Here is a 24225-nt window from a genome sequence, read left to right on the forward strand (position 1 = left end):
ATTATGCCTGATTGCTGCGGCATTGCGTGCCAGTGAATTGCCAAACTGGTTCCATCGTGCAGAATCGGCCGGACAATAAAAAATCTCACCATTAAGGATTACGCCATGAAAGCCGTTGCTTTAGCGCTGCTTGTGCTGACCCCGGTTCTGACCACTCAGGTTCAGGCCAGCTCCTCCACTCCGAGCATGAACAGCCACTACTCTACCCATCCGCTGCAGTGGTACAACGAAGTTTCCGAGCTGGAATACTTCGATACCAACTTCACCACCACCTGGGTAACCAATCCGGCCTGTGATAACAGCGCCGACTTTACCGCCGTCACCTACAACATTTTCCATAATGTGGGCTTTGTTTACGACTTCGGTGATGAAATGGAACAGTCACTGGGCAAGGTCACTGAATGTGCCGACGTTATTATGCTGCAGGAAGCCTGGGACTACGACGATATGTACGAAGACGGCCCGGTGGATGATTTTGCCGCACGCGGTTTTGAAGACACCTACGGCGGTGGCAGCAACTATTGCAACGGCAGTGATATCGAAGACGACTGTCCGGGCCTGATGATTTTCTCGCGCCACGGTTATGCCAAAAAACTGGGCTACCACAAATACAACGCCACCAGCGGTATTGATGGCGTAAAAGGCAAAGGCGTGATCGGTGCCATTGTCGAAAAAAATGGCCAGTACATTTATGTATTCAACACCCATCTGGTATACGGCAGCGCGCAGCATCTGGGCGGCAACAGCAGCGACGACAACGCCCGCCGTGGCCAGATGAATGAAGCCATTAACTGGATCAAAGGTAAGATCGACGCCAACGCCGCACAATTCCCGCCAGCGGCCGTTATTTTCGGTGGCGACTTTAACACCGACCTGCAGAACCCCGCCGCGGTACAGAACATCACCCAAGGCAGCCTGTGGGATCAGATGGCATTAGTACGCAATCAGAACACCGAAGTACGCGATGGCCTGCAATATACCTACTGGCCAAAAGATGCCTGCTGTGAAGACACCGGTCCGAACGGTCTGGCAACCGACGATTACGCCTGGTTCGATTACACCCTGGTATTTGATGCAGCCAACTGGAACATCGGCGCTCCGGCTACCGGCTGCGGCGTCAGCCGTGTCAATACCAGCGTTTGGGCACCGGAATGGCGCGGTCAGGATGGCCAGCGTTATCTCGCCTACTACACCCACAGCGATCATTACGGCAGTCTGACCGAAATCGATTTCTGCCAGCCGTAATATGCAGCGTTTAACGATTATCCGGCTGGTGCTGCTTGCAGCACTCGCCACTGGCTTCACTCTGCTGTTGCTGCAATGGCGGACACCGCTGACTCAGGTCGGCGGTGATTCTGTATCCCTTGTTACTGACCCACAGTCTGATGCTGCGCCAGAGCACACTCTGGCCGACGCCCCGGCTTCATTGCGTGAACGCCTGCACCAGAGTTTACTGCGCGGCGCCCAGCAGGCCGCCGCTCAACAGCTGACCCAATCACTGAATACCCTGCACTGGCGTGAAAGCGAATGGCAGGCCGACCCCAATGCAGGGCTTGAGCGTTTGCAGCAACGCTGCCAACAACAACTCAGCCGTGCCTTTGAACGCAACACTGACGACAGCGACATTCAGCAACTCTGTGAACAGCAATTGCTGTTATCACTGGCGGAAAATCAGGGCTTAACCCTGGAGCAGGCCAGCCGCTTTATCTCGCTCAGCCGGGAAAACCCACAACCGCTGAAACAATTCCAGCAACGCTCACCGCTGAGTGACTTCGATAATCCACTGCAATTTTTTGAACAATACTGGGCCACACAGGATGCTCTTTACGGTGCGGATATAAGCCGGAAAGTCTTCGGCGCCCAACGAGATGGCATGCGCTTTAATCAGCGCTTTCAGGATTTTTTAACACAGGCCAAAAACCTGCCGTTAAAGGATCGCCTAGCCTGGCATGAACAACAGCAGCAACAATTTGCCAGCCAGCATGGTCAGCCGTTAAGCGCTCTCAGCAACGATGCCTCGGATGAACTCAATCGCATCATAGGACTGCACGAATTAGACCCGGTTGCCGACCCAGTACAACGCCGCTACGAAATGCGCCGTGCAGCACTTGGCGAAGAAAAAGCCCGACGCATCCGCAAACGAGAAGAGCGGCAGATGCGCGAAAGCGGACAACTGTCACGCCTGTACTGACCTACCGGTCTAGATGAAATGCCATGGTCTTTATAGCAGTAGGTAAAGACCATAATCAGCATTACGCCATACATTCCCTGCAGCGGTTATAACCCGGTGTTTTATCCACAATGGCTGATGGCGCAACAGTAAAGAATAAACAGCCTGACTTCTTCTGTTTCAGGCTTTTATTGCAGGCTTCCAGCGCAGGTTTTTAACATCACTTCGCCGCCGGCACTGTTCAGTAGAATATTAACAGTATCGTTCATAGTCTGCAGACTCAAAGGCCAGTCGGGTGTTTTTTTACTGCGCGGGAAAATAATATAAACCACGGTGCCGGAAGGCGTACCGGCACCGGTTCTTGGATTCGGATTATCGCCGCCCAGAGCACTGGCGAGCGCAATCGACATTTCCCCCAGCGTAGCTCTGGCCGGGCCGATATCCGCAATAATAAAAGGCGACGACTTCCCATTACTCAGATTCAGCGCATACCCAAAATCGCCTAATGTTCCGGTGCCTTTCTTTTTATAAAAATCACCAGGAAAAACCAGATACGGAACCGATCGGGAATCGACATAACGCTGCGGATCGGTCATCACTTTCTGTTCATCCTGCAGGGATGTACGCGAAACTAAAAAGCCTTTAAAAGTGCCTTCTGGCTGCACATAAGCCTGCGCCGGATTATCCGGGTCAGCGACAATGGCCGAACGCCACCAGCTGTGTTTTGGATAACCCCCATTAGCCGGACAATCAAGTCCTTTAAAGCCTTCGCCCTGCGTACACTGCAGGCTGACATCATCCGGGTGATAGGCATTGGGCGCACCATCAGCATCAACCCTGATCTCATTACCGGTAAACAGATAAGCACTCTGCTCACCATGATGCAACAATGCCGTCTCCTGAAACTGATCCCAGACCGTGAAAACGCAGCCGGATTCGGCCATAGCCTGCGATACCCAAAGCGGAAGCATGATAAGAAGAGCCATTCCTTTCATAGTGATTCTATCGTCCTGACAAAACAAAGAACGTCGAGTCTATCGGACATATCCACAGAAAACACCCACAGGCGGCATCAGGTGCACTCATGTACAGGCTGTTACTGACAAAAAACAGCAGAAGCCACAGATCTTTTCTATTAACATCGGTTCAACTTAAAGGCTGAAGAACGGAGAACCCTATGTCCAGACTGACTCTGTTTTACGACGGCCACTGCCCGCTCTGTGTACGCGAAATGAAGCATCTTACCCGGCTGGACAGCGCCAGACGGATACAACTGGTCGATATCCAGAGTGATGATTTCAGCCAGCATTGGCCACAGGTAAATAAAGCCGAAGCCAGCAGCATCCTGCTGGCCGTGCAGGATAACGGCGAATGGCTGCGCGGCCTCGATGTGACTCACCGCGCCTGGCAACTGGTTGGCAAGGGCTATTGGATCGCCCCTTTACGCTGGCCGGTTATCCGTTTATTCGCCGATCAGGCGTATCTGTGGTTTGCGCGCAACCGTTACCGCATATCCGGCTGGCTGACCGGCCAGCAGCGGTGTGAGGCCTGTGCGATTAATGGCTGTGATATTGCGGATAAAACGCAGGGCAAGTGATAGTAGCCGCTGCTTGGGCTGGCTCTTTGAGGGGGCCGGCTCGCTACTACGCTCTGCGTAGTAGTGCCTGCCGCTTTGTTAGTTCTGGAAAGGATTGTGCTCTGAGTCGTAGCCGCTGCGCGGGTTAGTTTTTGTTTTTTAATAAAAGCCTATGCGGGACAAAAGCTGGCCCGCACAACGGCTTGTAAAAAACTCATCCCGCAACAGGCTGCTTAGCCTCATCCTCCGCCTGCTTACGCAGCATAAAACGCTGAATTTTTCCGCTGGAGGTTTTCGGCAGCTCAGCAACAAATTCAATCTCACGCGGAAAAGAATGGGTCGACAGGCATTTACGCACATGCTGCTGTAATTCCTTCGCCAGCGCCTCATCGCTGAAATATTCCGGGCGTAACACCACATAGGCTTTCACAATGGCACCACGCTCGGCGTCGGGTTTACCCACCACCGCGCTTTCAATCACTGCCGGATGTTCGAGCAACGCACTTTCAACTTCGGCCGGGCCGATACGGTAACCGGCGGAGGCAATAATATCGTCGTCGCGGCCGGTGTAAGAATGCGAGCCGTCGCCATTGCTGACCACCACATCGCCGGTCAGATAATACTGGCCTTTATATGGTTTTTTCGCATCGCCCATATAACCCTGAAAAAAGAACAGCGGCGAGTTATCCATATCCACCGCCAGCTCGCCGGTTTCGCCAGGTGCCACTTCTTTACCATAAGGATCAAGCGCAACCAGGCGATAGCCGGGAATCTGATAGCCCATGCTGGCATCACGGTGCATATGATCAAACTCGTGGAAATTCGCCGAGGTCATACCGGTTTCTGTTTGGCCATACTGATCACACACACGGCAATTCAGCATACGCTGTGCCCAGCTGACAATTTCCGGATTCAGCGGTTCACCGGCACTGCTGGCTACGCGCAGATTTATTTCCGGATAGTTTTTTAATAAATCATCATTGGCTTTTAATAAGCGATACGCCGTTGGCGCCGCCGCCAGATTGGTAATGGCGTATTTACGTAAAAATTCAAAGGTATTGTCGGCGGTAAAACCGGCTTCATTAAAATGAATGGTCGCACCCAACTGCAAAGGCGCCACAATGCCGTAATACAAACCATAAGCCCAGCCCGGATCGGCGACGTTCCAGAATTTATCGTCGGCACGCAAACCCACGGCGTATTTCATATACATATGAAAGGCCATTAATGCCCGTGCCGGAACCACCAGACCTTTGGCTTTGCCGGTGGTGCCGGAGGTAAACATCTGCAGCATCGGATCACCGGCACCAATTAAAACCGGCTCAAAGCTGTCTGACTGTTTGGCCAGCTCGGCTTCAAACAGAAAATCCGGCTTACCTGTCACACTATCCACACCTTTCACAACATCGGCGGAATCCGCGACCAGCATGCTCGGTGGCAAGCCTTTAACATCGGCCAGCTTGGGCCATTGCTCCGGATTGGTAATAATCAGCTTACTTTGCGCCTGCTCAAGACGGTATTCGATAGCGCCGGAACCAAACGCGGTAAACAATGGCTGGTATACTGCACCGGCTTTCAGAGTACCGAGTACACAAATGAGTAATTCCGGGGTCCGTGGCAGCAGACAGGCCACGCGGTCGCCGGGGCCAATGCCCTGAGCTTTAAGAAAACCGGCAAAGCGCGCTGCACGTTGCTGCAGTTCGGCAAAGGTTAGTTCACCGGCAGAGCCATCGATGCGCTCGTAACGCAGGGCAACCCGGGCTGGATCTCCGGCATGGCGATCGCAGATTTCGGTGCAGACATTAAGACCTTGGTCGAAGTCAGCACAGAACTGCTGTTTGAGAGAATCGACAGAAAAACCGCTGACGAAGGCGTCGTAGCTCATAGTGTGCATAGTGCTTTACCCTGTTGTTCTTGTTGTGCGCATCATTGTTGTCTGTTGTGCGCGGGTGTTATTAACATGCGATTCACCCATGCTAAGACAAGGCAGGCGACAAACAGAATGACAGGATTAAGCAGATAACTTAACAACTTTTGCGCACAGCCAAACCACGGATGCCAGGCCAGCCGCTCAGTCCGGACACACGGGCCAGACACTGGTAAAAACAACGCAGGACAGACGATATTGTTATGCAAAACCTGACCTTTTCTTCGCATTATGCCCGCGCCGCCCTCTACGGGCTGGAACAGAAAAAAGGCGATTGCTCGGCCCTGCTGCAGGCAAAAAATATCGACCCCAACCTGATCCGCGAGCCACTGGCGCGCATTCCCACCGATCAGTTTGTGCGCCTGTTCCGCCTGATCTGGAAAGCGCTGGATGACGAATTTATGGGACGTACCATCACGCCCTGTAAAGTCGGACATTTTCATCTTATGGGCTCACTGGCGGTACACGCCAATAATCTTGAAGAAGTACTGCGCGAAAGCATCCGCTGTTACCGTTTATTTTCCGACGAAATAGAAATAAGCCTGAACCTTGATGGCGACGATGCCGAACTGAGCCTGACCCATCATAATCCGCAGCTCGACCCCGATGCTTTTTTGGTCGAATGGTTACTACTGGTCTGGCACCGCCTGACCGGCTGGCTGATTGACCGTAAAATTGTGCTCAGCCAGGCCACCTTTAAACATGCCCTGCCGCCGCATTTTGATGAATACCGTTTTGTGTTTCCCACCCGCTGTTATTTTGGCCGCGAGCGCAACAGCCTGTTTTTCAGTAAAAACCTGCTGTCTATGCCGGTGGTGCGCACACCCGCCGAGCTGGATGAATTTATTAATAATTCACCACGTGACCTGATTGTCTGGACCGATGAAGACGACAGCATCACTACCCAGGTGCGCCGCCTGCTTGAAGCCGGCGATACCAGCAGCCTGCCGAACCTCGACTGGGTGGCCGAGCAACTGCATATGACCTCCTACACCCTGTGCCGCAAATTAAAAGCCGAGGGCAGCGCCTATCAGAAAATTAAAGATAACCTGCGCCGTGATCAGGCCGTGGTGATGCTGACCCGGCAAAACCTCAGTATTGCTGAAATATCCAGCCAGCTGGGTTTTGCCGAACCGGGAGCGTTTTCACGCGCGTTTAAAGGCTGGACCGGGGTGAGCCCGCTGGCGTACCGGCAACAGGATCAATAACGGAGCCGCTGCGCGGCTGGCTTTTTTCTGTCCGCGATCGACTCGCTACTGCGCTCTGCGTAGTAGCGCCTGCTGCGGTGTTGGCGCTGGAAAGGATCAACTCGCTACTGTGCTCTGAGATGCAGCCGCTGCGCGGGCACGACTCGCTACTACGCTCTGCGTAGTAGTGCCTGCCGCTTTGTTGGTTCAGGAAAGAATTGGGCTCTGAGATGTAGCCGCTGCGCGGGCACGACTCGCTACTACGCTCTGCGTAGTAGTGCCTGCCGATTTGTTGGTTCTGGAAAGGATTGGGCTCTGAGATGTAGCCGCTGGGCGGGCTGGCTTTTGCGATTAATTCAAAGCCAATGCGGGGCAAGCCCCTGCGCCCCAATCCGGGGAACTTCTCCCCGGACCCCTGCTTCGCGCTTTGTGGCCCGTTTATCCTTGCTCACTCGGTTTTTCTGACCACACGCCCGTGCGACGTCCCTGTCGCTGCGCGCTCGCCGGGCATCCATGCCCGGCGAATCAGAAAAACCATCGTTCGCTGCGGCGGGCCACGTGCGCATTCATTCAGACGCAAAGCCGTATCTAAAACAAACGCCGAATTGTAGGAGCGGGCCATGCCCGCGAGACTGCAGGAACAGCTATCTGTCGTGGGAGCGGCTTTAAGCCGCGATACCGTGAACTACAGACGCAGAAACTCAAACGCAACGCCGGATATAACACCAAACACCGCACTGTAGGAGCGGATCTTATCCGCGACATCAGATGAACATAAGTTCAGACTGAAATGCCGATAGGTAGGGTGGGCACTGCCCACCAGACCATCGCTTTTATTATCAGGAGGAGCCAAAGCAACAACTGTCGCCATTTGCCACTTGTAACCAAATTTATCAACAGATTGAACCCAACCCCGAATTTCAGTACTCTCGAACCACAGCAGGGATGCCGCCACATTGTACGAACACCCGTCCGGACACACGCCCTCCCCGCTTACAACCCCGAATAAGAAAACCACGCGATTCCTGCCCCGCGCTTATAAGGACGGGCGGTAGCGTGTCCGGAATACAAGCATCACCTGAGCGATTTTTACTGCCGGAAAAGCACTGAAAATCACCAAAGAAAAATAATGTGCAGACACCCAGTATATTTTACTGTTTGCAGAATTTGATGCGCGTTTATATCCTGACAAGAAAGAAAATAACGATGATTTTTACAGTCCCGACAATGGGTTAGGCTGGGAATCTGAATAAGGGCTTAGGTGTGTTAATGAGCATGCCTACTAAGAAACTGTTAGTTTTCACTACTAAGAGAGTAACGAAAATGGGTTTTAATGATCATTTAGATGAAGATGATGGCTTCAATGAGTTTCTTTCTGACTTGGTGGACAATGAACATCTTGATGGTGCCGCTGAAGGTATTACGAAGCAAGTTATTGCCGAAGGCGTAGAATCATTGTCTTCAAAACAGAAATGGATTTTTGATAATCATGTATTGAATGAATATGTAACTAGTGAGTGTACTAGAGGTGGTTGTGATATCCCTTGGAGTGAGATGTATGAAGCGTATCACAACGGCGGCATGTGCAGTTGGTGTGCACATATGGATGGTAAGGATGATTAAAAAAAACTAACAAGCTGCTGTTGTCGCCCAAGGAGTAAACATTGAGAAATTGGCTTAAATCTTTACTATTTGTATCAGCCTTTTCACCAGCACTATTAGCTTTAGCTGGTGTTCGGTATTATTCAGTGGGCTTAGATACTGTATTTTACCAGTTGACTTTCGTTGCATTAATAGGAATGATTTTACCGTTTTTGATTCTTTCCCTCATAAGAAAGCAATCTGAAACCATCAATTTCAAGGCAAAAAAAGTCGAATCTGCAGATTACTTGCTGCTTGTATTTCTGGGTAGCTATATCGCCCCAATAATCATGAAAGTGGCAGAAATAAATTTTGAGATTACCGCATTGATTGTTGGCATACTGTTTTTGGCCGTATGGTTTATTTCATACATTCCAACTCATCCTCTTTTATACATAGCCAAATTTAGATTTTACAAAGTAGAGTCTGACAGTGGAATGGTCTATGTACTTATGGCTAGAAGAGTTATAAGAAGTCCGCAAAGCATTAAAGAAGTAAAACAAATCTCTAGCAGCATGTTAATGGAGTAATAAATGTCGTTAAATCTATTTGCACTTACGAGCAACCCCTCAAAAAGAATTGTAAAATTTGAATTATCTAGTGAAGTACAAACTGAACTAACAACTTATCTTACATCTCAGGAAACGACATTCGATCAAGCCGAAGAAGAGATCGAGTTTGATGGCAAATATAAACCTGACAACGGAGAGATTCTTTTTATTAACGATTATGATGATATTGACAACTTGTCATCAGCGGTCGAAAACCCATTGAGTGCAGAGGTAGTTGATCCAACAGAAGAATTTTTTACAGAAATAAAAGCTCTCTTTACAGGATATACAACAGACACTGGTAACGTAAAAATTCTACTTCAAAACTTCGACCGTAGAAGAATAATCTCAACAAACGGCCTTTCTATTTTCCATTCTTCTAATGTTTATAAGAAAATAGAAGGCATTGGATTGACTATCGACCATAAACTTACAGCAACATTAGAGAATGGAAAGCTAAGGTTCTTCAACTTTCATAATACCCGACAGATGTTTGATTTGAGTGAATATTACAAGGTCGCAACTGATGATGATGTGATCGAATTTTCAAATCTCGATATAATAAAATCTGAAAACACTGAAAAACTCATTGAAATGTCAGATTCTTGGGTAAGAAGAAAAATCTCCCTCATTCATCAAAGTGGCATTTTGCAAAATGTGCCGATTAACGAAATGAAAGCGGTGGCAACGGAGTTTAACATACCATTTTTAACAGAAATGGACGGCTCTGATGAAGTTATAAAGCTACCCAATAATAAATCTGATCTCAAAAAACTGCTACGCTTCCTTGATGAAGACTATTATAAGTCACCACTCTCAAACACTGCCTTTGTGACTAACTCAAAGAGAGCAGTCAATGCCTAAAAAGCGGCTAACAAGCGCATCCACGGCGACCGCCTTCGGCGTCGCGTGATGCGAGTATTACCAAAAACCAAAAAGCCTGCCGGTTTCCCGGCAGGCTTTTTTATTTCACGCTTACTTCAACCATCTCAGGCGTAGAAGGATTTTCCTTCAGCCGCCATTTCCCGCAGCATTCCCGGGATTTTGTAGCGGTCGCCAACGTTAGCGGCCAGCTGGTCGGCATTGGCGATAAAGGTATCGATGCCTTCCATGGTTTCTACAAAGGAGATGACGCCGCCGGTCTGTGGCGCAAAGCCCCAGCCGAAAATGGAGCCGATATCGACTTCATGGGCGCGGGTAATCACACCTTCGGCCACACAGTGCAGGGTTTCTACCGCCTGTGCGTACAGCAGACGCTGTTTTACGTATTCCACCGATGGCTGTTCTGCCGCCAGCGGGAAGCGTTCTGCCAGTCCGCTCCACAGGGATTTTTTGCCCTGAGGGTCGGCCGGATAATCGTAGAAACCAACACCGGCTTTTTTACCAATGCGCTTGGCTTCGTGCACCATGTACTGCACCACTTCGTCAGCCGGGTGCGATACATAGGCGTCACCCAGGTCTTTCTGGGTCTGGCGGCCAATGCGGTCCATCAGTTCCAGCGTAACTTCGTCGCTCAGCGCCAGCGGGCCAACCGGCATACCGGCCAGCTTGCCTACGTTTTCGATCAGCGCCGGTGATACGCCTTCTTTCAGCAGTGCCATACCTTCGAGCACGTAGGTTTTAAATACACGCGAGGTGTAGAAACCACGGCTGTCGTTAACGGTAATCGGGGTTTTCTTCAGTTGCTGTACATAATCCAGCGCCCAGGCCAGGGTATGTTGCGAGGTTTTTTCGCCCATAATAATTTCCACCAGCGGCATTTTGTCGACCGGTGAGAAAAAGTGCAGACCAATAAACTGCTCAGGGCGTTTGCTGGCTTCGGCCAGGCCGGTAATCGGCAGGGTCGAGGTGTTGGAAGCAAAGATAGCATCATCACCCAGCACGGCTTCGGCTTTGGCGGTAACGTCGGCTTTAATAGTGCGGTCTTCGAATACCGCTTCGATCACCAGATCACAACCTTTCAGGTCGTTATAGTCGGTGGTGGCGAGAATACGTGCCAGTGTGGCATCGGCTTTTTCCTGCGCCATTTTGCCGCGTGATACGCGCTTTTTCAGCAGGCCTTCAGAATAGCTTTTGCCTTTATCGGCGGATTCCTGCGCGGTATCCAGCAGCACCACTTCCATACCGCTCATGGCGGAGGAATAGGCAATACCGGCACCCATCATACCGGCACCTAAAATACCGACTTTGTTAAACTGTTTTTTCTCAACGCCCTGAGGGCGGTTTTTCAGTTTATTGGCATCCTGCAGCGCGACAAAGAAGGTGCGGATCATGGCTTTTGCCTGATCAGACAGCAGCAGCTCAGTAAAGTAACGCGCTTCAACATCCAGTGCCTGATCAATCGGCAGCTGGCAGCCTTCAAACAAGGCCTGCAGAATACGCTGTGGTGCGAGGTAATTACCCATGGTTTTCTTGCGCAGCATGGCTTCTGCGCCCATAAATACCTGCGCTACTTTGGCTGACTGTACTTCGCCGCCCGGTAATTTAAATTTCTTCTCATCCCACGGCTTTACGCAGGCTTTCGGATTATCCAGCAGCCATTGCTTGGCCGCTGCAATCAGCTCATCTGCGGCAACCACGTCGTTGATCAGACCGGCAGCTTTGGCTTCTTTAGTTTTGGCCTGTGTCGCCTGCAACAACCACGGCATAGCCGCCTGAATACCCAGCATACGCGCCAGACGCTGAGTACCACCGCCACCCGGCAGCAGACCCAGATTGACTTCCGGAAAACCAAACACGGCTTTCGGATTGTCGGCGGCAATACGGTGATGACAGGCCAGCGCGATTTCCATACCGCCACCCAGTGCGGTGCCGTTTAAGGCAGCAACGATGGGCTTACCACCCTGCTCCATACGGCGCATAATCTGATGCAGGCTGCGCACAAAACCGATAATGGTTTCGGCATTTTGCGGCATGGTCTGAATTTCTTTTAAATTCGCGCCGACAACAAAATCAGATTTACCTGAAGTTAATACAATGCCTTTTACCGCATCGTTGGCCAGCAGGGCTTCGAGTGCTTCGTTCAGTGCAATTACTGCACTCTGTGCCAGTGAGTTTACCGGCCCGTTCTGATCGTCCCAGGTTAAAACCGCAATACCCTGAGCGTCGATTTCATGCGTAAATGTAGTCATAACATATCCTTTAATCTGTCAAAGCCTGCGCTTTTAAACGCGCTCAATGATGGTGGCAGTCCCCATTCCACCACCAACGCACAGGTTGATTAATGCGGTGTTCAGGTCGCGACGCTCCAGTTCATCCAGCACAGTGCCGAGAATCATGGCGCCGGTTGCACCCAGCGGATGGCCCATGGCAATGGCACCGCCGTTTACGTTGATTTTGCTGTGGTCAATATTCATATCTTTCATAAACAGCAGAACCACCGAGGCAAAGGCTTCGTTCAGTTCCCACAGGTCGATATCGCTGGCCTGCATCATGCCGTTTTTCAGCGCTTTACGTGCAGACGGCGCCGGGCCGGTCAGCATGATGGTTGGCTCAGAACCAATGGACGCTGCCGAGCGGATACGTGCACGTGGTTTTAATCCCAGCGCCTGACCCATTTCTTTGGTACCGATTAATACCGCCGAGGCACCGTCAACAATACCGGAGGAGTTACCGGCGTGGTGTACGTGGTTAATGCGCTCAACCTGCGGATAAACCTGCTGGGCAATGGCGTTAAAACCCAGACCGCCGTGCATTTCGAACGATGGCTTCAGACCGGCCAGCGATTCAACCGTCGCTTCCGGGCGCATATGTTCGTCACGGTCGAGCAGGGTTAAACCGAGCTGATCTTTCACCGGAATAATGGAATTTTTAAAGTAGCCATTGTCCCAGGCGTGTTTGGCACGACGCTGTGATTCCACCGCATAGGCGTCCACATCGGCACGGGAAAAACCATTCAGGGTGGCAATTAAATCGGCGGAAATACCCTGGGGTACGAACGACAATTTATTGGTGACTGCAGGGTCGGTGTAATAAGCGCCACCACCGGCACCCATCGGAATACGTGACATGCATTCCACACCACCACCGATGGTCATCTGCGCTTCACCGGCTTTAACTTTGGCGGCAGCCATATTCACCGCTTCAAGGCCTGAAGCACAGAAACGGCTGACCACAGTTCCGGCACAGGTTTGTGCGTAGTCGGCCATTAATACCGCGGTACGGGCAATATCGGCGCCCTGTTCCATTACCGGTTCCACACAACCCAGTACCACGTCGTCGATCTGAGAAGTATCCAGATCATGGCGTTCCTGCAGGCCACGCAATAAACCCGACATCAGGCTGACCGGTGTTACGGTGTGCAGGCCGCCGTCTTTTTTACCACGACCGCGCGGTGTGCGTACCGCGTCAAAAATATAGGCATCAGTCATTTTACATTCCTTAATTTTTACGCCGGGGATCTGCCTGCGTTGAATTACTCAGCAGCAGGTGACCCCTTACGTTTTTATAGTCAGATGGTACGCGAAATAATTTCTTTCATAATTTCAGAAGTACCGGCGTAAATACGCTGTACGCGCGAATCGGCGTAAGCACGGGCAACCGGGTATTCCCACATGTAGCCGTAACCGCCGTGCAGCTGCACACATTCGTCGATGATGCGGCACTGTGCTTCGGTAGCCCAGAGTTTGACCGAAGCCGCAGCGTCGATGCTCAGCTTGCCTTCGCAATGCAGTTCCAGACAGCGGTCAACGTAGCACTGGGTTACTTCCAGTTCGGTGCGGATTTCGGCCAGTTTAAAGCGGGTATTCTGGAAAGCGGCAACCGGCTTACCAAAGGCTTTACGCTCTTTCACGTAGGTAACGGTGGCGTCGTAACAGGCACGTGCAACTGCAGCACCAATAATGGCCACACTCAGACGTTCCTGCGCCAGTTCCTGCATCAGATAAATAAAGCCGGCATTTTTCTGACCCATCAGGTTTTCTTTCGGGATGCGCACGTTGTCGAAAAACAGCTCAGAAGTATCCTGCGCTTTCATACCGACTTTTTTCAGGTTCTGACCACGGCTGAAACCGGCACGGTCAGCTTCTACCAGAAACAGGCTAACGCCTTTGGCGCCGGCATTGGTATCGGTTTTGGCAACCACAATATAAAGGTCGGCCATCTGACCGTTGGTGATAAAAGTTTTGGAGCCATTAATTACATAATGATCGCCGTCTTCAATGGCGGTGGTACGTACACCGGCAAGATCGGAACCGGTGCCCGGTTCGGTCATGGCAATGGCGGTAATGACTTCACCGGTACACATTTTTGGCAGCCATTTTTGCTTCTGCTCTTCGGTGCCGTAATGCAGGATATAAGGAGCAACGATATCGGAATGCAGGGAGAAACCCGGGCCTGAAGCAAAGACATAACCCTGCTCTTCAATGGCGATAGCGGAATAACGGAAATCTACGCCGGAGCCACCGTATTCCACCGGAATATGGGTGCACAAAATGCCTGCTTCACCGGCTTTCAGCCAGGCTTCACGGGAAATATGACCCTGTGCTTCCCACTCTTCCCAGTGTGGCTGAATTTCGCGCTGCATAAATTTGCGCACGCTGTCGCGGAACATGTTGTGCTCTTCGGTAAATACACTGCGTGGGATCATACCGTGGTCTCCTTGGTGCTTGGTGTCGATGATTTTTTATTACTGTTTTCGGTGGATGTGGCCATTTCATGTCCGGCCTGACGGATTACTCCGCGGCTCAGCAATTGCTGAATATCGGCCTCGGCCAATGCCAGTTCCTGCAGAACGCTGAGTGTGTGTTCGCCCTGCTCCGGGCCGGGTTTATCGGTGATGTGTTTTTGTTCGCCAAACTGAATGGCCGGTGCCGGGCAACGGATTTTCTGCCCCTGAGCGGTGGTTAATACCTGCACCATTTCCCGCGCCAGTAATTGCGGATGTTCGAACGCCTGCTGCGGGCTTAAAATCGGCGTTACGCAGCAATCGGTATCGGCAAAGACTTCGCGCCAGTGGCTTTGTGGCTGAGAGGCAAATACCGCTGCCACTTCGCTGCGCAGCTGATCGGCTTTGGCGCCCATATCCCAGTAACGGTTTTGCCATTCAGGATGACCCAGAACGTCACAGACCTGATTCCAGAATTTCTGCTCCAGCGAACCTACCGCCATATACAGATCGTCGGCGGTTTTATAAATGCCATAACAAGGGCGCGCACCGGTCAGCATGTCCTGTCCGCGCGGCAATGATTTACCCATTAAATTCATGGTCGCCAGCGGAATCACATTGTGCGCAAAGGTGCAGTCGGTCATGGAAATATCGAGGTAACAGCCTTCACCGGCGCCGCCATTTAATTGCGAATTCAGGCGGCCAACCACACCACCTAAAATAGCCATGGCGGCACTGAGTGAGCCACCGGCCAGATCGGCAATCTGGAAATTACTTAAGGTCGGTGCGCCACCGGCTTCACCGACCTGATCGAGCACACCGGCGGTGGCACAGTAATTCATATCGTGGCCGGCTTTGTCGGCCCATGGGCCGGTCTGGCCAAAGCCGGAAATGGAACAGACCACCAGCCGCGGGTTAACCGCTTTCAGTTGTTCGTAGGCCAGACCAAGTTTTTTCATGACGCCGGGGCGGAAACTTTCCAGCAGGATGTCGGCCTTTGCCACCAGCTTCATCAGCAGTTCATGACCTTCTGCAGTAGAGAGGTCGAGGCTGATGGATTCTTTGCCACGGTTAAGAATATGAAACGCCGGGCTGACAAAGCCTTTTGGCATACCCAGTGAGCGGGTGTAATCGCCGGCGCCGGTGTCTTCCACTTTAATAACGCGCGCGCCCATATCGTGCAGATGCATCGAGCACATGGGTCCTGGTAATAAACGCGACAGATCCAGCACCAGCATGCCGGACAGGGGTAAAGTCATGTTGCGCCCTCATTATTGTTATCTGCAGGCTTGTGCCCGTTTTACGGCGGTGCTGTTGTCCATTAACCGCCGTTCGTCGTGAGCTTGCAAGGTATTCCGGCCGGGCCGGAAAGGGGCAAAAGCCGCTGAGTTACCTTAACGTAACTCAGACTACCGGGGGGAGCCGTGAGGGGTCAATGTGCAAATCGCTCAAGCGGATTGACAGATTTGCACTTATGAGAGGAAAAATCGTGACGAAAAAGATCAGCCTGGCTGGTCGTCTGACACAGGCTGGTCGTCTGTCACTGCCTGGTCGTCTGACAGGGGCAGGCGTTGCAGAAACTGCTGATACGCCTCTTCCGGCGCAATATCGAGCTGGCTGAGATCGGCACCGGCGGCCTGCTCGACGTTCTGCAGCTCAGCGATGGTGGCATCGAGGTCGCGGCGCTGGGCTTCCAGCTCCTGCAGGCGGGTGCGGCACTGATGCATTAAGCCCAGCAGACGTTCCGGATTGGAGCGGTCGGCGTCATACAGGTCGAGGTAGGATTTGGTGTCTTCCAGCGAGAAGCCCACACGCTTGGAGCGCAGCACAATTTTCAGCCGCGCGCGCTGGCGGTGATCGTAGATCATGGTGCGCCCGACGCGGCGCGAGGTAATCAGCCCCTTGCTCTCGTACAGACGGATGGCACGGGGGGTAATGCCGAACTCAGCGGCCAGATCGGCAACGGTGTAATTGTTATCGCTCATGTGCATCGGCAACAGTGAAAACGCGCAGTCTACCACTGCCTGAACGGATTCCCAGCATCTGCCCCAGAATCAAGCCCACCATCAACCCCACCATCAGCGGATAACACGGCCTCATGCTATCGGCGTATAATCGGGCGGATTTTTATGTTTCGCCAGCGCTGATAGGTCAATACGGGACAAAAACTGACTATAATCTGACCGTCTGTTTACCCTCTGTCCCGGCTGCAGTTCTGGTTTTCAGCAAGGCCGCGGCGAACAAACAACCCCTTTTCAATAATTCAGGAGTTCTGTATGGATCTGCAAAACAAAGTGGTCGCCATTACCGGCGCGGGCCAGGGTCTGGGTCGTGCAATGGCGGTTTATCTGGCAGCAAAAGGGGCACGGATTGCCATTATCGACCTCGATCAGGGTCACATGGATGAAACAAAACGCCAGGTCGAAGCGGCCGGCAGCAACGGCAACACTTACCTGTGTAACGTTGCCAATGAAGAACAGGTAGAAAGCACCTTCGCCGCCATTGCTGCGGATATGGGCGGTCTGCACGGTCTGGTGAATAACGCCGGTATTCTGCGCGACGGCCTGATGGTAAAAGTGAAAGACGGCGAAGTCAGCAAGATGAGCCTGGCGCAGTGGCAGAGCGTGATCGACGTGAACCTGACCGGCGTGTTCCTGTGCGGACGCGAAGCCGCGGTACAGATGATTAACGGCGGCGAAGGCGGCTGCATCATCAATATCTCCAGTATTTCCCGCGCCGGTAATATGGGCCAGAGCAACTACTCTGCCGCCAAAGCCGGTGTTGCCAGCATGGCCGTTGTCTGGGGTAAAGAACTGGCGCGTTACGGCATCCGTGCCAACGCCATTGCACCGGGCTTTATCGCCACCGAAATGACCGCCAGCATGAAACCGGAAGCACTGGAAAAAATGACGGCAGGCATTCCGGCCAAGCGTATGGGCCAGCCGGATGAAATTGCCTCGGCTGTCGCTTTCCTGATGGAAAACGACTATATGTCGGGCCGTATTATTGAAGTGGACGGTGGTCTGCGTCTGTAATCCGCCAACCTCGGATACTCGGGAATATTTGCGCAACATAAAAAACGGCAGCTCTGGCTGCCGTTTTTTATTGCCGCCCGGCAACAGCTGCCAGAGTCTGCAATGGCGCGATAATTTCCCCGTTATTTAACCCGGCCGCTGCCTGATACACTGCGCTACGATCATATAAACACATCATCCTTCAGGGCGGCCTGCCGGTATAACCAGAACGGACAACATGACCAACATCAGAGATAACAGTCTGCAGCAGCTCTATACCGCACTGGCCGGCATTCCACCGGGTAAGGTTGTGACCTATGGCCAGCTGGCAGCGCTGGCCGGACGTCCCGCCGGTGCTCGCTGGGCCGGGCGGGTTCTGTCGCAATTACCCAAAGATACGCAACTGCCCTGGCACCGGGTTATTAACGCTCAGGGGCGCATCAGCTTTCCGCCCGACAGCGCGGCGTTTGTTCGCCAGCAATCACTGTTACTTGCCGAAGGCGTGGAATTCAGCGCCAGCGGGCGCATCTGTTTCAAGCGCTTTGGCCTGAACTAACCCCCTCGCTTCTGTCATCTGCGTCGCCGCAGGCACAATGGCAGGGTTTCACCCGCTCTCCCCCCGCAGATTGTTCCCACCTGCGCATCCCCCGGCGGAAAGCCCATGCCTGCAGGCGTCGCGGCCTCGCCAGAACTGATGTTTCCTGCGGTGATCTGGCGCCTGACAGCGTTACTTTCCGATCAGGCCACAGACGGCAACATTACCGCCTGAACGCTGCCCACCCCTGAATAAATGAAAATAAAAGCCGCAAACATGACAGGGGATCACCTGTTTTTTTACACGCCGATAAGAGAAAGTGATCATCAGAACAACGAATAACAATAACGATCACCTCTGAAAAGCGGAAATCACCATGGCTACTGAATATTTTGATGTATTGATTATTGGCGCTGGCTTGTCTGGTATCGGCGCCGGCTGTCACCTGAAAAAAGAATGTCCGGGCAAATCTTTTGCAATCCTTGAAGGGCGTGACGCCAGCGGTGGTACCTGGGATCTGTTCCGTTACCCTGGCATCCGTTCCGACTCTGATATGTTTACCCTGGGTTATGAATTCAAACCCTGGACCAATAAAAAAGGCATCGCCGACGGTGCTGACATCCGTAATTACATCCGTGAAGCCGCTGCTGAAAATAATGTTGAGCCACATATCCGTTATGGCCACAAAGTAAAAGCCGCACGCTGGAACAGTGCTAACGCGACCTGGACTCTGGACGTTGAACTGGCCGACGGCAGTAAAAAAGAATACAGCTGTAATTTCCTGCTGAGCTGTACCGGTTACTACAGCTATGAAGAAGGCTTTACACCGGAATTCGAAGGCCGTGATGATTTTAAAGGCCAGGTAATTCATCCACAGCAATGGCCGGAAGATCTGGATTACAGCGGCAAGCGCGTGGTGGTTATCGGCAGTGGTGCCACCGCGGTTACGCTGGTACCTGCAATGACCGATAAAGCCGCTCATGTCACCATGCTGCAGCGTTCTCCTTCTTATGTATTAAGCGTGCCGCAACAGGATGCGATGGTGGCCCTGCTGCGCAAAATTCTGCCGCAGAAACTGGCTTACCGTATTATTCGTGGCCGTAACGTTTCGATTACCCTGGGTCTGTACCGCTTCTGTAAGCGCTTCCCCAATGCCGCACGTAAACTGCTGCAGTGGACAGTGAAAAAGCAGCTGCCTGCTGATTTCGATATGAAGCATTTCACGCCGAAATACGCACCATGGGATGAGCGCCTGTGTGCCGTACCGGAAGGCGATATGTTCAAGGTGATTAAACAGGGTAAAGCCTCGGTGGTGACCGATCATATTGAGCGCTTTACTGAAGATGGTATTCAGCTGAAGTCCGGTAAAAAACTGGAAGCTGACATCATCATTACTGCGACCGGCCTGAAAGTGCAGATGCTGGGTCATATGCAGGTTACCATTGACGGCGAACCGCTGAAGCCAAATACCAAAATGAGTTACCGCGGCGTCATGTTCGAAGACCTGCCGAATATGGGCATGGTATTCGGTTACACCAACGCATCATGGACATTAAAAGCCGACCTGATTTCCAGCTATGTTTGTCGTCTGCTCAAGCATATGGATGATAAAGGCGTGCGTCAGGTTACTCCTCGCAACCACAATGCCAACATTAAGCGCCTGCCGTTTATTGATATGCAGTCCGGTTATATTTCCCGGGTTAAAGATCAGATTCCGCAACAGGGTGACGAGCGTCCGTGGAAGCTGTATCAGAACTACTTCCTGGATATGACTCTGCTGAAAATGGCCAGTCTGGATGATCCGTCGCTGGAATATACGAATCCGATTATCGAGGACAATACTGCAGCCAGCAGCGCGGTATAAAGACCGGATAAAAGTACGACACTCACCCCGTCTCCAGATATAACGGAGATTGTTTGCGCCGCTTTGCGGCGCTTTTTTTTGCCGGTATTGAAGGTATTTGCCAAAGCGTTCTGAGCACAGGGCGAAATAAGGACACAGCGACAAAGGCATAGCTTGCAGCCATCAGGCATGCAGGGCAAAGTAGCGGCTGTCGAATTGTTAACAAGAGTATTATTTTATGAGCGCCCGCTCCACGCTGCTGAACATCAGCGCTATGGCACTGGTTTTTTCTCTCAGCGCCTGCACCACGACGACCGCCGTCAACGAAGAACCCCGTTTTGTCTGGGATTTACCCGTCAGCGAGTTTTCCCGCTATCACGAATACCACTATCTGTTTGAATTACCCGTAGGCAAAGCCGCACCACTGGATATGTTTGTCAGCTTCTGTACCAATGACGACGGTCTGCTGATGATTGGCGGCATGTCAGGCATCGGTGAAGGTAATATGCTGATTCGCCGCAGCGATGAGTACAGTGTCGATATTGCCGCCGACGACGTTGAAGAGCTGATGGAAATGCTGGTAATGAGTAACGCCCATTTAAGCTGCGACTGGCAGATTGCGCCGGGCAGTAAAACTATTCCGCGAGAAGCCTTGTACTACGTACGCCATATTAACGGTAAACGCAGTGTGCGTGAGCTGGGTGAGAGTCTGAGAAAAACAGAATAATTACAATAAAAAAGGGAAGCATTGCTTCCCTTTTTATTACGGATACGGATGCTTAATAACATCGTACGGATCACCTTCACCGCGAATAGCGGCCCACTCTTCTGCACTTAACCATTCCAGCGGATCACGCTGACTCAGTCTGGCCAGCGCCGCCAGAGCATCAGCCCAGGTACAGCGGTTGGCAAACAGCAGGCCTTCACTGTCCAGTGTGCCGCCCTGATTAATATAGCCGAGTGCCACAGTGCGCCGCGGCCCCAGATCCAGCATACGACAATGCCCAAGAATAACTTCCGGGCGGGTATGCACCATAAATACCCGTTGCTGTACCCGTGCCGGGAATAATGAATCCAGCACCTGTGGGTCGGCCTGAATATTCTGCTCAAATTCATCACGCGGAATACGGAAACGGCCTGGCTCCAGCAGATAAATCAGCGAGTGAGCCACGCCTTTTTCTTTTAACCGGTCGGATGCTTTTAATGCCTGCTGTAACTGGAATGCACCGCAGGCCACCAGCTGCAGATCGGAAGCACAGTTTCCACGCACGCAAATGGCTCCGTCCTGTACCAGAGCAGCGGCCTGTTTGCCATCAAACACAGCAGGCATGGTGGATTTGGGAACCACCAGATTCCAGATTGTACCCAGATCACCGTAACAGGCTTTTAAAGATGCCATCGCAGAATTGCCGTCGGCCGGGAAAACCACACGCGCCATATCGGCCATTTCACCCAAGAGGCTTTCAGCCAGACTCGGGTCCTGATGGCTTTGTTCGTTTTTACCATTTTCCCAGACGTGCGACGTAGAAATTACCGGTATGCCCAGCCACGAAGCGGGCTCATCGGCTTCTTTCTGATGGCGGGAAAAAATAATACTCTGGCGTAAAGCTCCCAGCATTTTGGTGGCAAAGGCTTCGTAAGAAACCACCATATTCAGACCCGACTGGTTGGCCAGGCAGGCGCTGACCACCGCCTCTTCATTCAGTGCGGTAATGACGCTGCCATCAACCGCTTCGGCAACGCCTTCTTCCGGGTCGGTGACGCGGTGCTTTAATAAATCCAGCGTCTGGTTCATGCGGTTAGAGCGTAATTCATCGGGATTGCCGACACGAACCCGTAAATGCGGATTCACTTCCACCAGATCGACAAAGTAATTATCAATCGCTGCCATCGGTGCCAGTGATTCTTTTAACCAGTGCGGATCATGGCGGTTAATCGTTACGGCAACCGGTTGCAGCGGTGCTTTTGGCTGAGTTAATTCGGCCACCGCAGCACGCCATTGATTTTCTTCCTGCCACAGTGCTTTGACTCCACGGTGGAAAAAGTTCAGTGCTTCGTTATCACGACGCGGATTACTGCCTAATGGTAGACCGTGGGCAGCGTTGGTTCCGGCACCGGGAAAGCCGTAACCTTTAATAGTTTCCGCAATACAATAAGGCAGTGGGATCGGATAACGTGCTGCACCACTGGCAACGGTCGCGGCGGCATGGCTTAAATGCTGTTCCATAAAATAAATGGCACAGACAAAGGCCGCCGGATCGCGGCCATCAATAACAAAAGGAGCAAAGCCCTGATTGCTCAGATGCTCCATAAACCAGGCACTGCCGCCCTGCTGTGCCACCGTTGTGCGCTGGTCAATACGACGACCATTGGCAATCATTACCGGGCTGACCAGACCGCTGTCTTCCGCCCGCCACCAGCGTGCTGCCCAGTCGCTGCCGCGCTGTTCTTCAAAGGCACCGTCACTTAAAAAAGCGACCAGACGCTCGCCCGGTAATGGCTGATGCACATACTGCAAACCAGCAAAACCTAAATAACCACCTTCGATTTTTGCCCCGGCAGTATGAACGTTAACGTGACTGCCTAATGGTGACAGCGGTTTGCCGTCGGCGCGTACACGGTAATTATAAAAATCCTGTGCAAAACGGCTTAAGCCTTCATCGGTTAACGGATATTGTTTTTTCCGTTCCGGCAAAGCTGTACCGGATAACAACTGCACGGCATCAATGGCCGCCACGCAGTGGCCCTGCCCCATCAGCCAGTCGCGGTGTTGGCCGGTTAAGCTGTTAACCGCCAGCAACGCAGCATAAGCCGGGACCATATTCAGCGAGCCACCGGTATGCCCCTGCGGATCGCGTTTAAAATCATCGGCGGTTAAATCACGGCCATCGAGATAAATATGTTTGGCATAGGTCATATGCACGACCAGCCACATAGCCTGATTGGTCAACTGATCAAGAGCCGTCAGTTTGCGGTAGCACTCGGCTTTGCTGCTGATCAGACCGGCTTCCAGCAAGGTGGTTGCCAGTTCAAACACCTGCAGCTGGGTGGCTGCGGTATGTTTAATAACACCACACCCGGCGGCCCAGGCGGCAAAATCTTTATCGTATTCACGGTGACTGCGTGCTTCCGCTTCGATTTCCTGAGTTTTATAGCGTTCGCTCAGTTCCTGATACAGATTCAGACTCATAATGTCTCTCCCGAAGCGGTGATCGTTTGCAGCATCTGCTGAATGGCCGGTACCAATAACGGGCTGATATCAATACGGTTGGTTGGATGTGGAATACAGTTACAGGTAGCGATACCGGCAATCGGCCCGGCACGCATTTCTTCATCGGCAGATGCCACACCATGACCGCCCGGTGCAAATACAGCATGCACACCAATGCACAACGGCTTATTCAGGCCCTGAGCCACCAGCTCATCGGCGGTACGCAGCATGGTACGGCCGGTAGAAATAATATCGTCGACCAATACCGGCTGATGATCGGCATAGGCATGTACGTCCGGTATATGAATGGCAACATCGCGATCACCACTGCGGGTTTTGCGCAATACCAGATAATCACAACCGGCTACCTGAGCCACGTCTTTTGCCCACTGTTCACTTTCTTCATCCGGGCCTATTACCAGCGGTTTGTTCACATTCTGTTTCAGGTACTGGCCGATACTGTCGGTAGCATGCAGTGCCTGCGCCGGGATGGAATAAATTTCGCTCAGGCTGTGATAGCGGTGAAGATGCGGATCAATGGTAATTAAATAGTCAAAGCTCTGATTAATCAGTTCGGCAAAATATTTTGAGGTTAAGCATTCGCCGGGTTTAAAGCGGATATCCTGACGCATATACGCAAGGTAAGGCGCGACCAGGCCGATGGAGCGCGCACCAAATTCCCGCAGATGACGCGCCATAAACCACAGCGCCAGGGTTTTATCACTGGGCTGATGCAGATGACAAAGCACAATGACATCATCGCCCTGAACAATATCCGGTAAATTAAAATACAACTCACCATCGGGAAAATGCCGGCTTTCCAGAGCCAGCAGCCGGGTTTCGGTACCTGCCTGGCCGAGTTGTTGTGCCAGCGATTGTGCCAGCGACTCATGCCCGTCAAGGCAGAGAAGATGTGTTGTCATAGTGTTTCTGCCTGTCGTTTTATCAGACGGGAATCCGTGGGC

21 protein-coding genes are annotated in these 24225 nt (G+C 52.1%); 11 read left to right on the top strand and 10 right to left on the bottom strand.

Annotation, left to right across the window (positions count from 1 at the left end; genetic code table 11):
* The first annotated feature begins 105 nt into the window (after positions 1 to 105).
* Positions 106 to 1245 carry an exonuclease/endonuclease/phosphatase family protein gene (locus HUF19_RS13455; protein ID WP_260997095.1) on the top strand — a complete coding sequence of 380 codons (1140 nt, stop codon included), beginning with the start codon at positions 106 to 108 and terminating at the stop codon, positions 1243 to 1245.
* A 1-nt stretch (position 1246) separates the two neighbouring features.
* The gene (locus tag HUF19_RS13460) at positions 1247 to 2191 is read left to right on the top strand and encodes a hypothetical protein (RefSeq protein WP_260997096.1); all 945 of its coding nucleotides are present in this window, start codon (positions 1247 to 1249) and stop codon (positions 2189 to 2191) included.
* A gap of 167 nt (positions 2192 to 2358) precedes the next feature.
* Here the strand turns inward: HUF19_RS13460 and HUF19_RS13465 are convergent, their stop codons facing one another.
* A complete protein-coding gene (locus HUF19_RS13465; protein ID WP_260997097.1) occupies positions 2359 to 3141 on the bottom strand; it encodes a glycoside hydrolase family 75 protein in 783 nt (260 codons plus the stop codon).
* A 206-nt stretch (positions 3142 to 3347) separates the two neighbouring features.
* Between HUF19_RS13465 and HUF19_RS13470 the strand changes: the two genes are divergently transcribed.
* Complete coding sequence (locus HUF19_RS13470; RefSeq protein WP_260997098.1) at positions 3348 to 3767, top strand: thiol-disulfide oxidoreductase DCC family protein; 420 nt, start codon at positions 3348 to 3350, stop codon at positions 3765 to 3767.
* Between the two features lie 193 nt (positions 3768 to 3960).
* Here the strand turns inward: HUF19_RS13470 and HUF19_RS13475 are convergent, their stop codons facing one another.
* The gene (locus HUF19_RS13475; protein WP_260997099.1) at positions 3961 to 5640 is read right to left on the bottom strand and encodes an AMP-binding protein; all 1680 of its coding nucleotides are present in this window, start codon (positions 5638 to 5640) and stop codon (positions 3961 to 3963) included.
* A 236-nt stretch (positions 5641 to 5876) separates the two neighbouring features.
* Between HUF19_RS13475 and HUF19_RS13480 the strand changes: the two genes are divergently transcribed.
* A complete protein-coding gene (locus HUF19_RS13480) occupies positions 5877 to 6881 on the top strand; it encodes an AraC family transcriptional regulator (protein ID WP_260997100.1) in 1005 nt (334 codons plus the stop codon).
* A 664-nt stretch (positions 6882 to 7545) separates the two neighbouring features.
* On the opposite strand, the gene HUF19_RS13485 is transcribed toward HUF19_RS13480, so the two are convergent.
* Positions 7546 to 7815: a hypothetical protein gene (locus tag HUF19_RS13485; RefSeq protein ID WP_260997101.1), complete on the bottom strand. Its 270-nt coding sequence runs from the start codon at positions 7813 to 7815 to the stop codon at positions 7546 to 7548.
* 314 nt (positions 7816 to 8129) lie between these two features.
* Between HUF19_RS13485 and HUF19_RS13490 the strand changes: the two genes are divergently transcribed.
* From HUF19_RS13490 to HUF19_RS13500, 3 genes are read left to right on the top strand one after another with little or no spacing between them, the layout of a single operon-like run.
* The gene (locus HUF19_RS13490; RefSeq protein ID WP_260997102.1) at positions 8130 to 8483 is read left to right on the top strand and encodes a hypothetical protein; all 354 of its coding nucleotides are present in this window, start codon (positions 8130 to 8132) and stop codon (positions 8481 to 8483) included.
* 41 nt (positions 8484 to 8524) lie between these two features.
* Positions 8525 to 9031: a KwaA family protein gene (locus HUF19_RS13495; protein WP_260997103.1), complete on the top strand. Its 507-nt coding sequence runs from the start codon at positions 8525 to 8527 to the stop codon at positions 9029 to 9031.
* Between the two features lie 3 nt (positions 9032 to 9034).
* The gene (locus tag HUF19_RS13500) at positions 9035 to 9916 is read left to right on the top strand and encodes a DUF4868 domain-containing protein (protein WP_260997104.1); all 882 of its coding nucleotides are present in this window, start codon (positions 9035 to 9037) and stop codon (positions 9914 to 9916) included.
* Positions 9917 to 10041: 125 nt separating this feature from the next.
* On the opposite strand, the gene HUF19_RS13505 is transcribed toward HUF19_RS13500, so the two are convergent.
* The 5 genes from HUF19_RS13505 to HUF19_RS13525 all read right to left on the bottom strand — a co-directional run bounded on the left by HUF19_RS13505 (position 10042) and on the right by HUF19_RS13525 (position 16642).
* Positions 10042 to 12183 carry a 3-hydroxyacyl-CoA dehydrogenase NAD-binding domain-containing protein gene (locus tag HUF19_RS13505; RefSeq protein ID WP_260997105.1) on the bottom strand — a complete coding sequence of 714 codons (2142 nt, stop codon included), beginning with the start codon at positions 12181 to 12183 and terminating at the stop codon, positions 10042 to 10044.
* A gap of 33 nt (positions 12184 to 12216) precedes the next feature.
* Positions 12217 to 13422, bottom strand: coding sequence for an acetyl-CoA C-acetyltransferase (locus HUF19_RS13510; RefSeq protein WP_260997106.1), 1206 nt, complete (start codon positions 13420 to 13422; stop codon positions 12217 to 12219).
* 80 nt (positions 13423 to 13502) lie between these two features.
* A complete protein-coding gene (locus tag HUF19_RS13515; protein ID WP_260997107.1) occupies positions 13503 to 14639 on the bottom strand; it encodes an acyl-CoA dehydrogenase family protein in 1137 nt (378 codons plus the stop codon).
* Entirely contained in the window at positions 14636 to 15916 is a 1281-nt protein-coding gene (locus HUF19_RS13520) for a CaiB/BaiF CoA transferase family protein (protein WP_260997108.1), read from the bottom strand. The genes HUF19_RS13515 and HUF19_RS13520 overlap by 4 nt, the downstream gene beginning before the upstream one ends.
* 243 nt (positions 15917 to 16159) lie before the next feature.
* Positions 16160 to 16642, bottom strand: coding sequence for a MerR family transcriptional regulator (locus HUF19_RS13525; protein WP_260997109.1), 483 nt, complete (start codon positions 16640 to 16642; stop codon positions 16160 to 16162).
* Between the two features lie 291 nt (positions 16643 to 16933).
* Between HUF19_RS13525 and HUF19_RS13530 the strand changes: the two genes are divergently transcribed.
* The 4 genes from HUF19_RS13530 to HUF19_RS13545 all read left to right on the top strand — a co-directional run bounded on the left by HUF19_RS13530 (position 16934) and on the right by HUF19_RS13545 (position 20776).
* Complete coding sequence (locus HUF19_RS13530) at positions 16934 to 17692, top strand: SDR family oxidoreductase (protein WP_260997110.1); 759 nt, start codon at positions 16934 to 16936, stop codon at positions 17690 to 17692.
* Positions 17693 to 17909: 217 nt separating this feature from the next.
* Positions 17910 to 18227 carry an MGMT family protein gene (locus tag HUF19_RS13535; RefSeq protein WP_260997111.1) on the top strand — a complete coding sequence of 106 codons (318 nt, stop codon included), beginning with the start codon at positions 17910 to 17912 and terminating at the stop codon, positions 18225 to 18227.
* A gap of 355 nt (positions 18228 to 18582) precedes the next feature.
* Positions 18583 to 20070: a flavin-containing monooxygenase gene (locus tag HUF19_RS13540; protein WP_260997112.1), complete on the top strand. Its 1488-nt coding sequence runs from the start codon at positions 18583 to 18585 to the stop codon at positions 20068 to 20070.
* A 217-nt stretch (positions 20071 to 20287) separates the two neighbouring features.
* Entirely contained in the window at positions 20288 to 20776 is a 489-nt protein-coding gene (locus tag HUF19_RS13545) for a hypothetical protein (RefSeq protein ID WP_260997113.1), read from the top strand.
* 36 nt (positions 20777 to 20812) lie between these two features.
* Here the strand turns inward: HUF19_RS13545 and HUF19_RS13550 are convergent, their stop codons facing one another.
* Both HUF19_RS13550 and HUF19_RS13555 read right to left on the bottom strand, forming a co-directional pair.
* The gene (locus HUF19_RS13550) at positions 20813 to 23239 is read right to left on the bottom strand and encodes a phosphoketolase family protein (protein WP_260997114.1); all 2427 of its coding nucleotides are present in this window, start codon (positions 23237 to 23239) and stop codon (positions 20813 to 20815) included.
* The gene (locus HUF19_RS13555) at positions 23236 to 24183 is read right to left on the bottom strand and encodes a ribose-phosphate pyrophosphokinase (protein WP_260997115.1); all 948 of its coding nucleotides are present in this window, start codon (positions 24181 to 24183) and stop codon (positions 23236 to 23238) included. The genes HUF19_RS13550 and HUF19_RS13555 overlap by 4 nt, the downstream gene beginning before the upstream one ends.
* Between the last annotated feature and the right edge of the window lie 42 nt (positions 24184 to 24225).

The sequence above is a fragment of the Thalassolituus hydrocarboniclasticus genome (assembly GCF_025345565.1).
In the GTDB taxonomy this organism is placed as follows: Bacteria; Pseudomonadota; Gammaproteobacteria; order Pseudomonadales; family Oceanobacteraceae; genus Venatoribacter; species Venatoribacter hydrocarboniclasticus.

Bases quoted from the DNA above. Each gene is read 5' to 3' on its own strand.
- HUF19_RS13455 (WP_260997095.1), top strand. From the start codon at position 106: ATGAAAGCCGTTGCTTTAGCGCTGCTTGTGCTGACCCCGGTTCTGACC.
- HUF19_RS13460 (WP_260997096.1), top strand. From the start codon at position 1,247: ATGCAGCGTTTAACGATTATCCGGCTGGTGCTGCTTGCAGCACTCGCC.
- HUF19_RS13465 (WP_260997097.1), bottom strand. From the start codon at position 3,141: ATGCTTCCGCTTTGGGTATCGCAGGCTATGGCCGAATCCGGCTGCGTT.
- HUF19_RS13470 (WP_260997098.1), top strand. From the start codon at position 3,348: ATGTCCAGACTGACTCTGTTTTACGACGGCCACTGCCCGCTCTGTGTA.
- HUF19_RS13475 (WP_260997099.1), bottom strand. From the start codon at position 5,640: ATGCACACTATGAGCTACGACGCCTTCGTCAGCGGTTTTTCTGTCGAT.
- HUF19_RS13480 (WP_260997100.1), top strand. From the start codon at position 5,877: ATGCAAAACCTGACCTTTTCTTCGCATTATGCCCGCGCCGCCCTCTAC.
- HUF19_RS13490 (WP_260997102.1), top strand. From the start codon at position 8,130: ATGAGCATGCCTACTAAGAAACTGTTAGTTTTCACTACTAAGAGAGTA.
- HUF19_RS13500 (WP_260997104.1), top strand. From the start codon at position 9,035: ATGTCGTTAAATCTATTTGCACTTACGAGCAACCCCTCAAAAAGAATT.
- HUF19_RS13505 (WP_260997105.1), bottom strand. From the start codon at position 12,183: ATGACTACATTTACGCATGAAATCGACGCTCAGGGTATTGCGGTTTTA.
- HUF19_RS13510 (WP_260997106.1), bottom strand. From the start codon at position 13,422: ATGACTGATGCCTATATTTTTGACGCGGTACGCACACCGCGCGGTCGT.
- HUF19_RS13515 (WP_260997107.1), bottom strand. From the start codon at position 14,639: ATGATCCCACGCAGTGTATTTACCGAAGAGCACAACATGTTCCGCGAC.
- HUF19_RS13520 (WP_260997108.1), bottom strand. From the start codon at position 15,916: ATGACTTTACCCCTGTCCGGCATGCTGGTGCTGGATCTGTCGCGTTTA.
- HUF19_RS13525 (WP_260997109.1), bottom strand. From the start codon at position 16,642: ATGAGCGATAACAATTACACCGTTGCCGATCTGGCCGCTGAGTTCGGC.
- HUF19_RS13530 (WP_260997110.1), top strand. From the start codon at position 16,934: ATGGATCTGCAAAACAAAGTGGTCGCCATTACCGGCGCGGGCCAGGGT.
- HUF19_RS13535 (WP_260997111.1), top strand. From the start codon at position 17,910: ATGACCAACATCAGAGATAACAGTCTGCAGCAGCTCTATACCGCACTG.
- HUF19_RS13540 (WP_260997112.1), top strand. From the start codon at position 18,583: ATGGCTACTGAATATTTTGATGTATTGATTATTGGCGCTGGCTTGTCT.
- HUF19_RS13545 (WP_260997113.1), top strand. From the start codon at position 20,288: ATGAGCGCCCGCTCCACGCTGCTGAACATCAGCGCTATGGCACTGGTT.
- HUF19_RS13550 (WP_260997114.1), bottom strand. From the start codon at position 23,239: ATGAGTCTGAATCTGTATCAGGAACTGAGCGAACGCTATAAAACTCAG.
- HUF19_RS13555 (WP_260997115.1), bottom strand. From the start codon at position 24,183: ATGACAACACATCTTCTCTGCCTTGACGGGCATGAGTCGCTGGCACAA.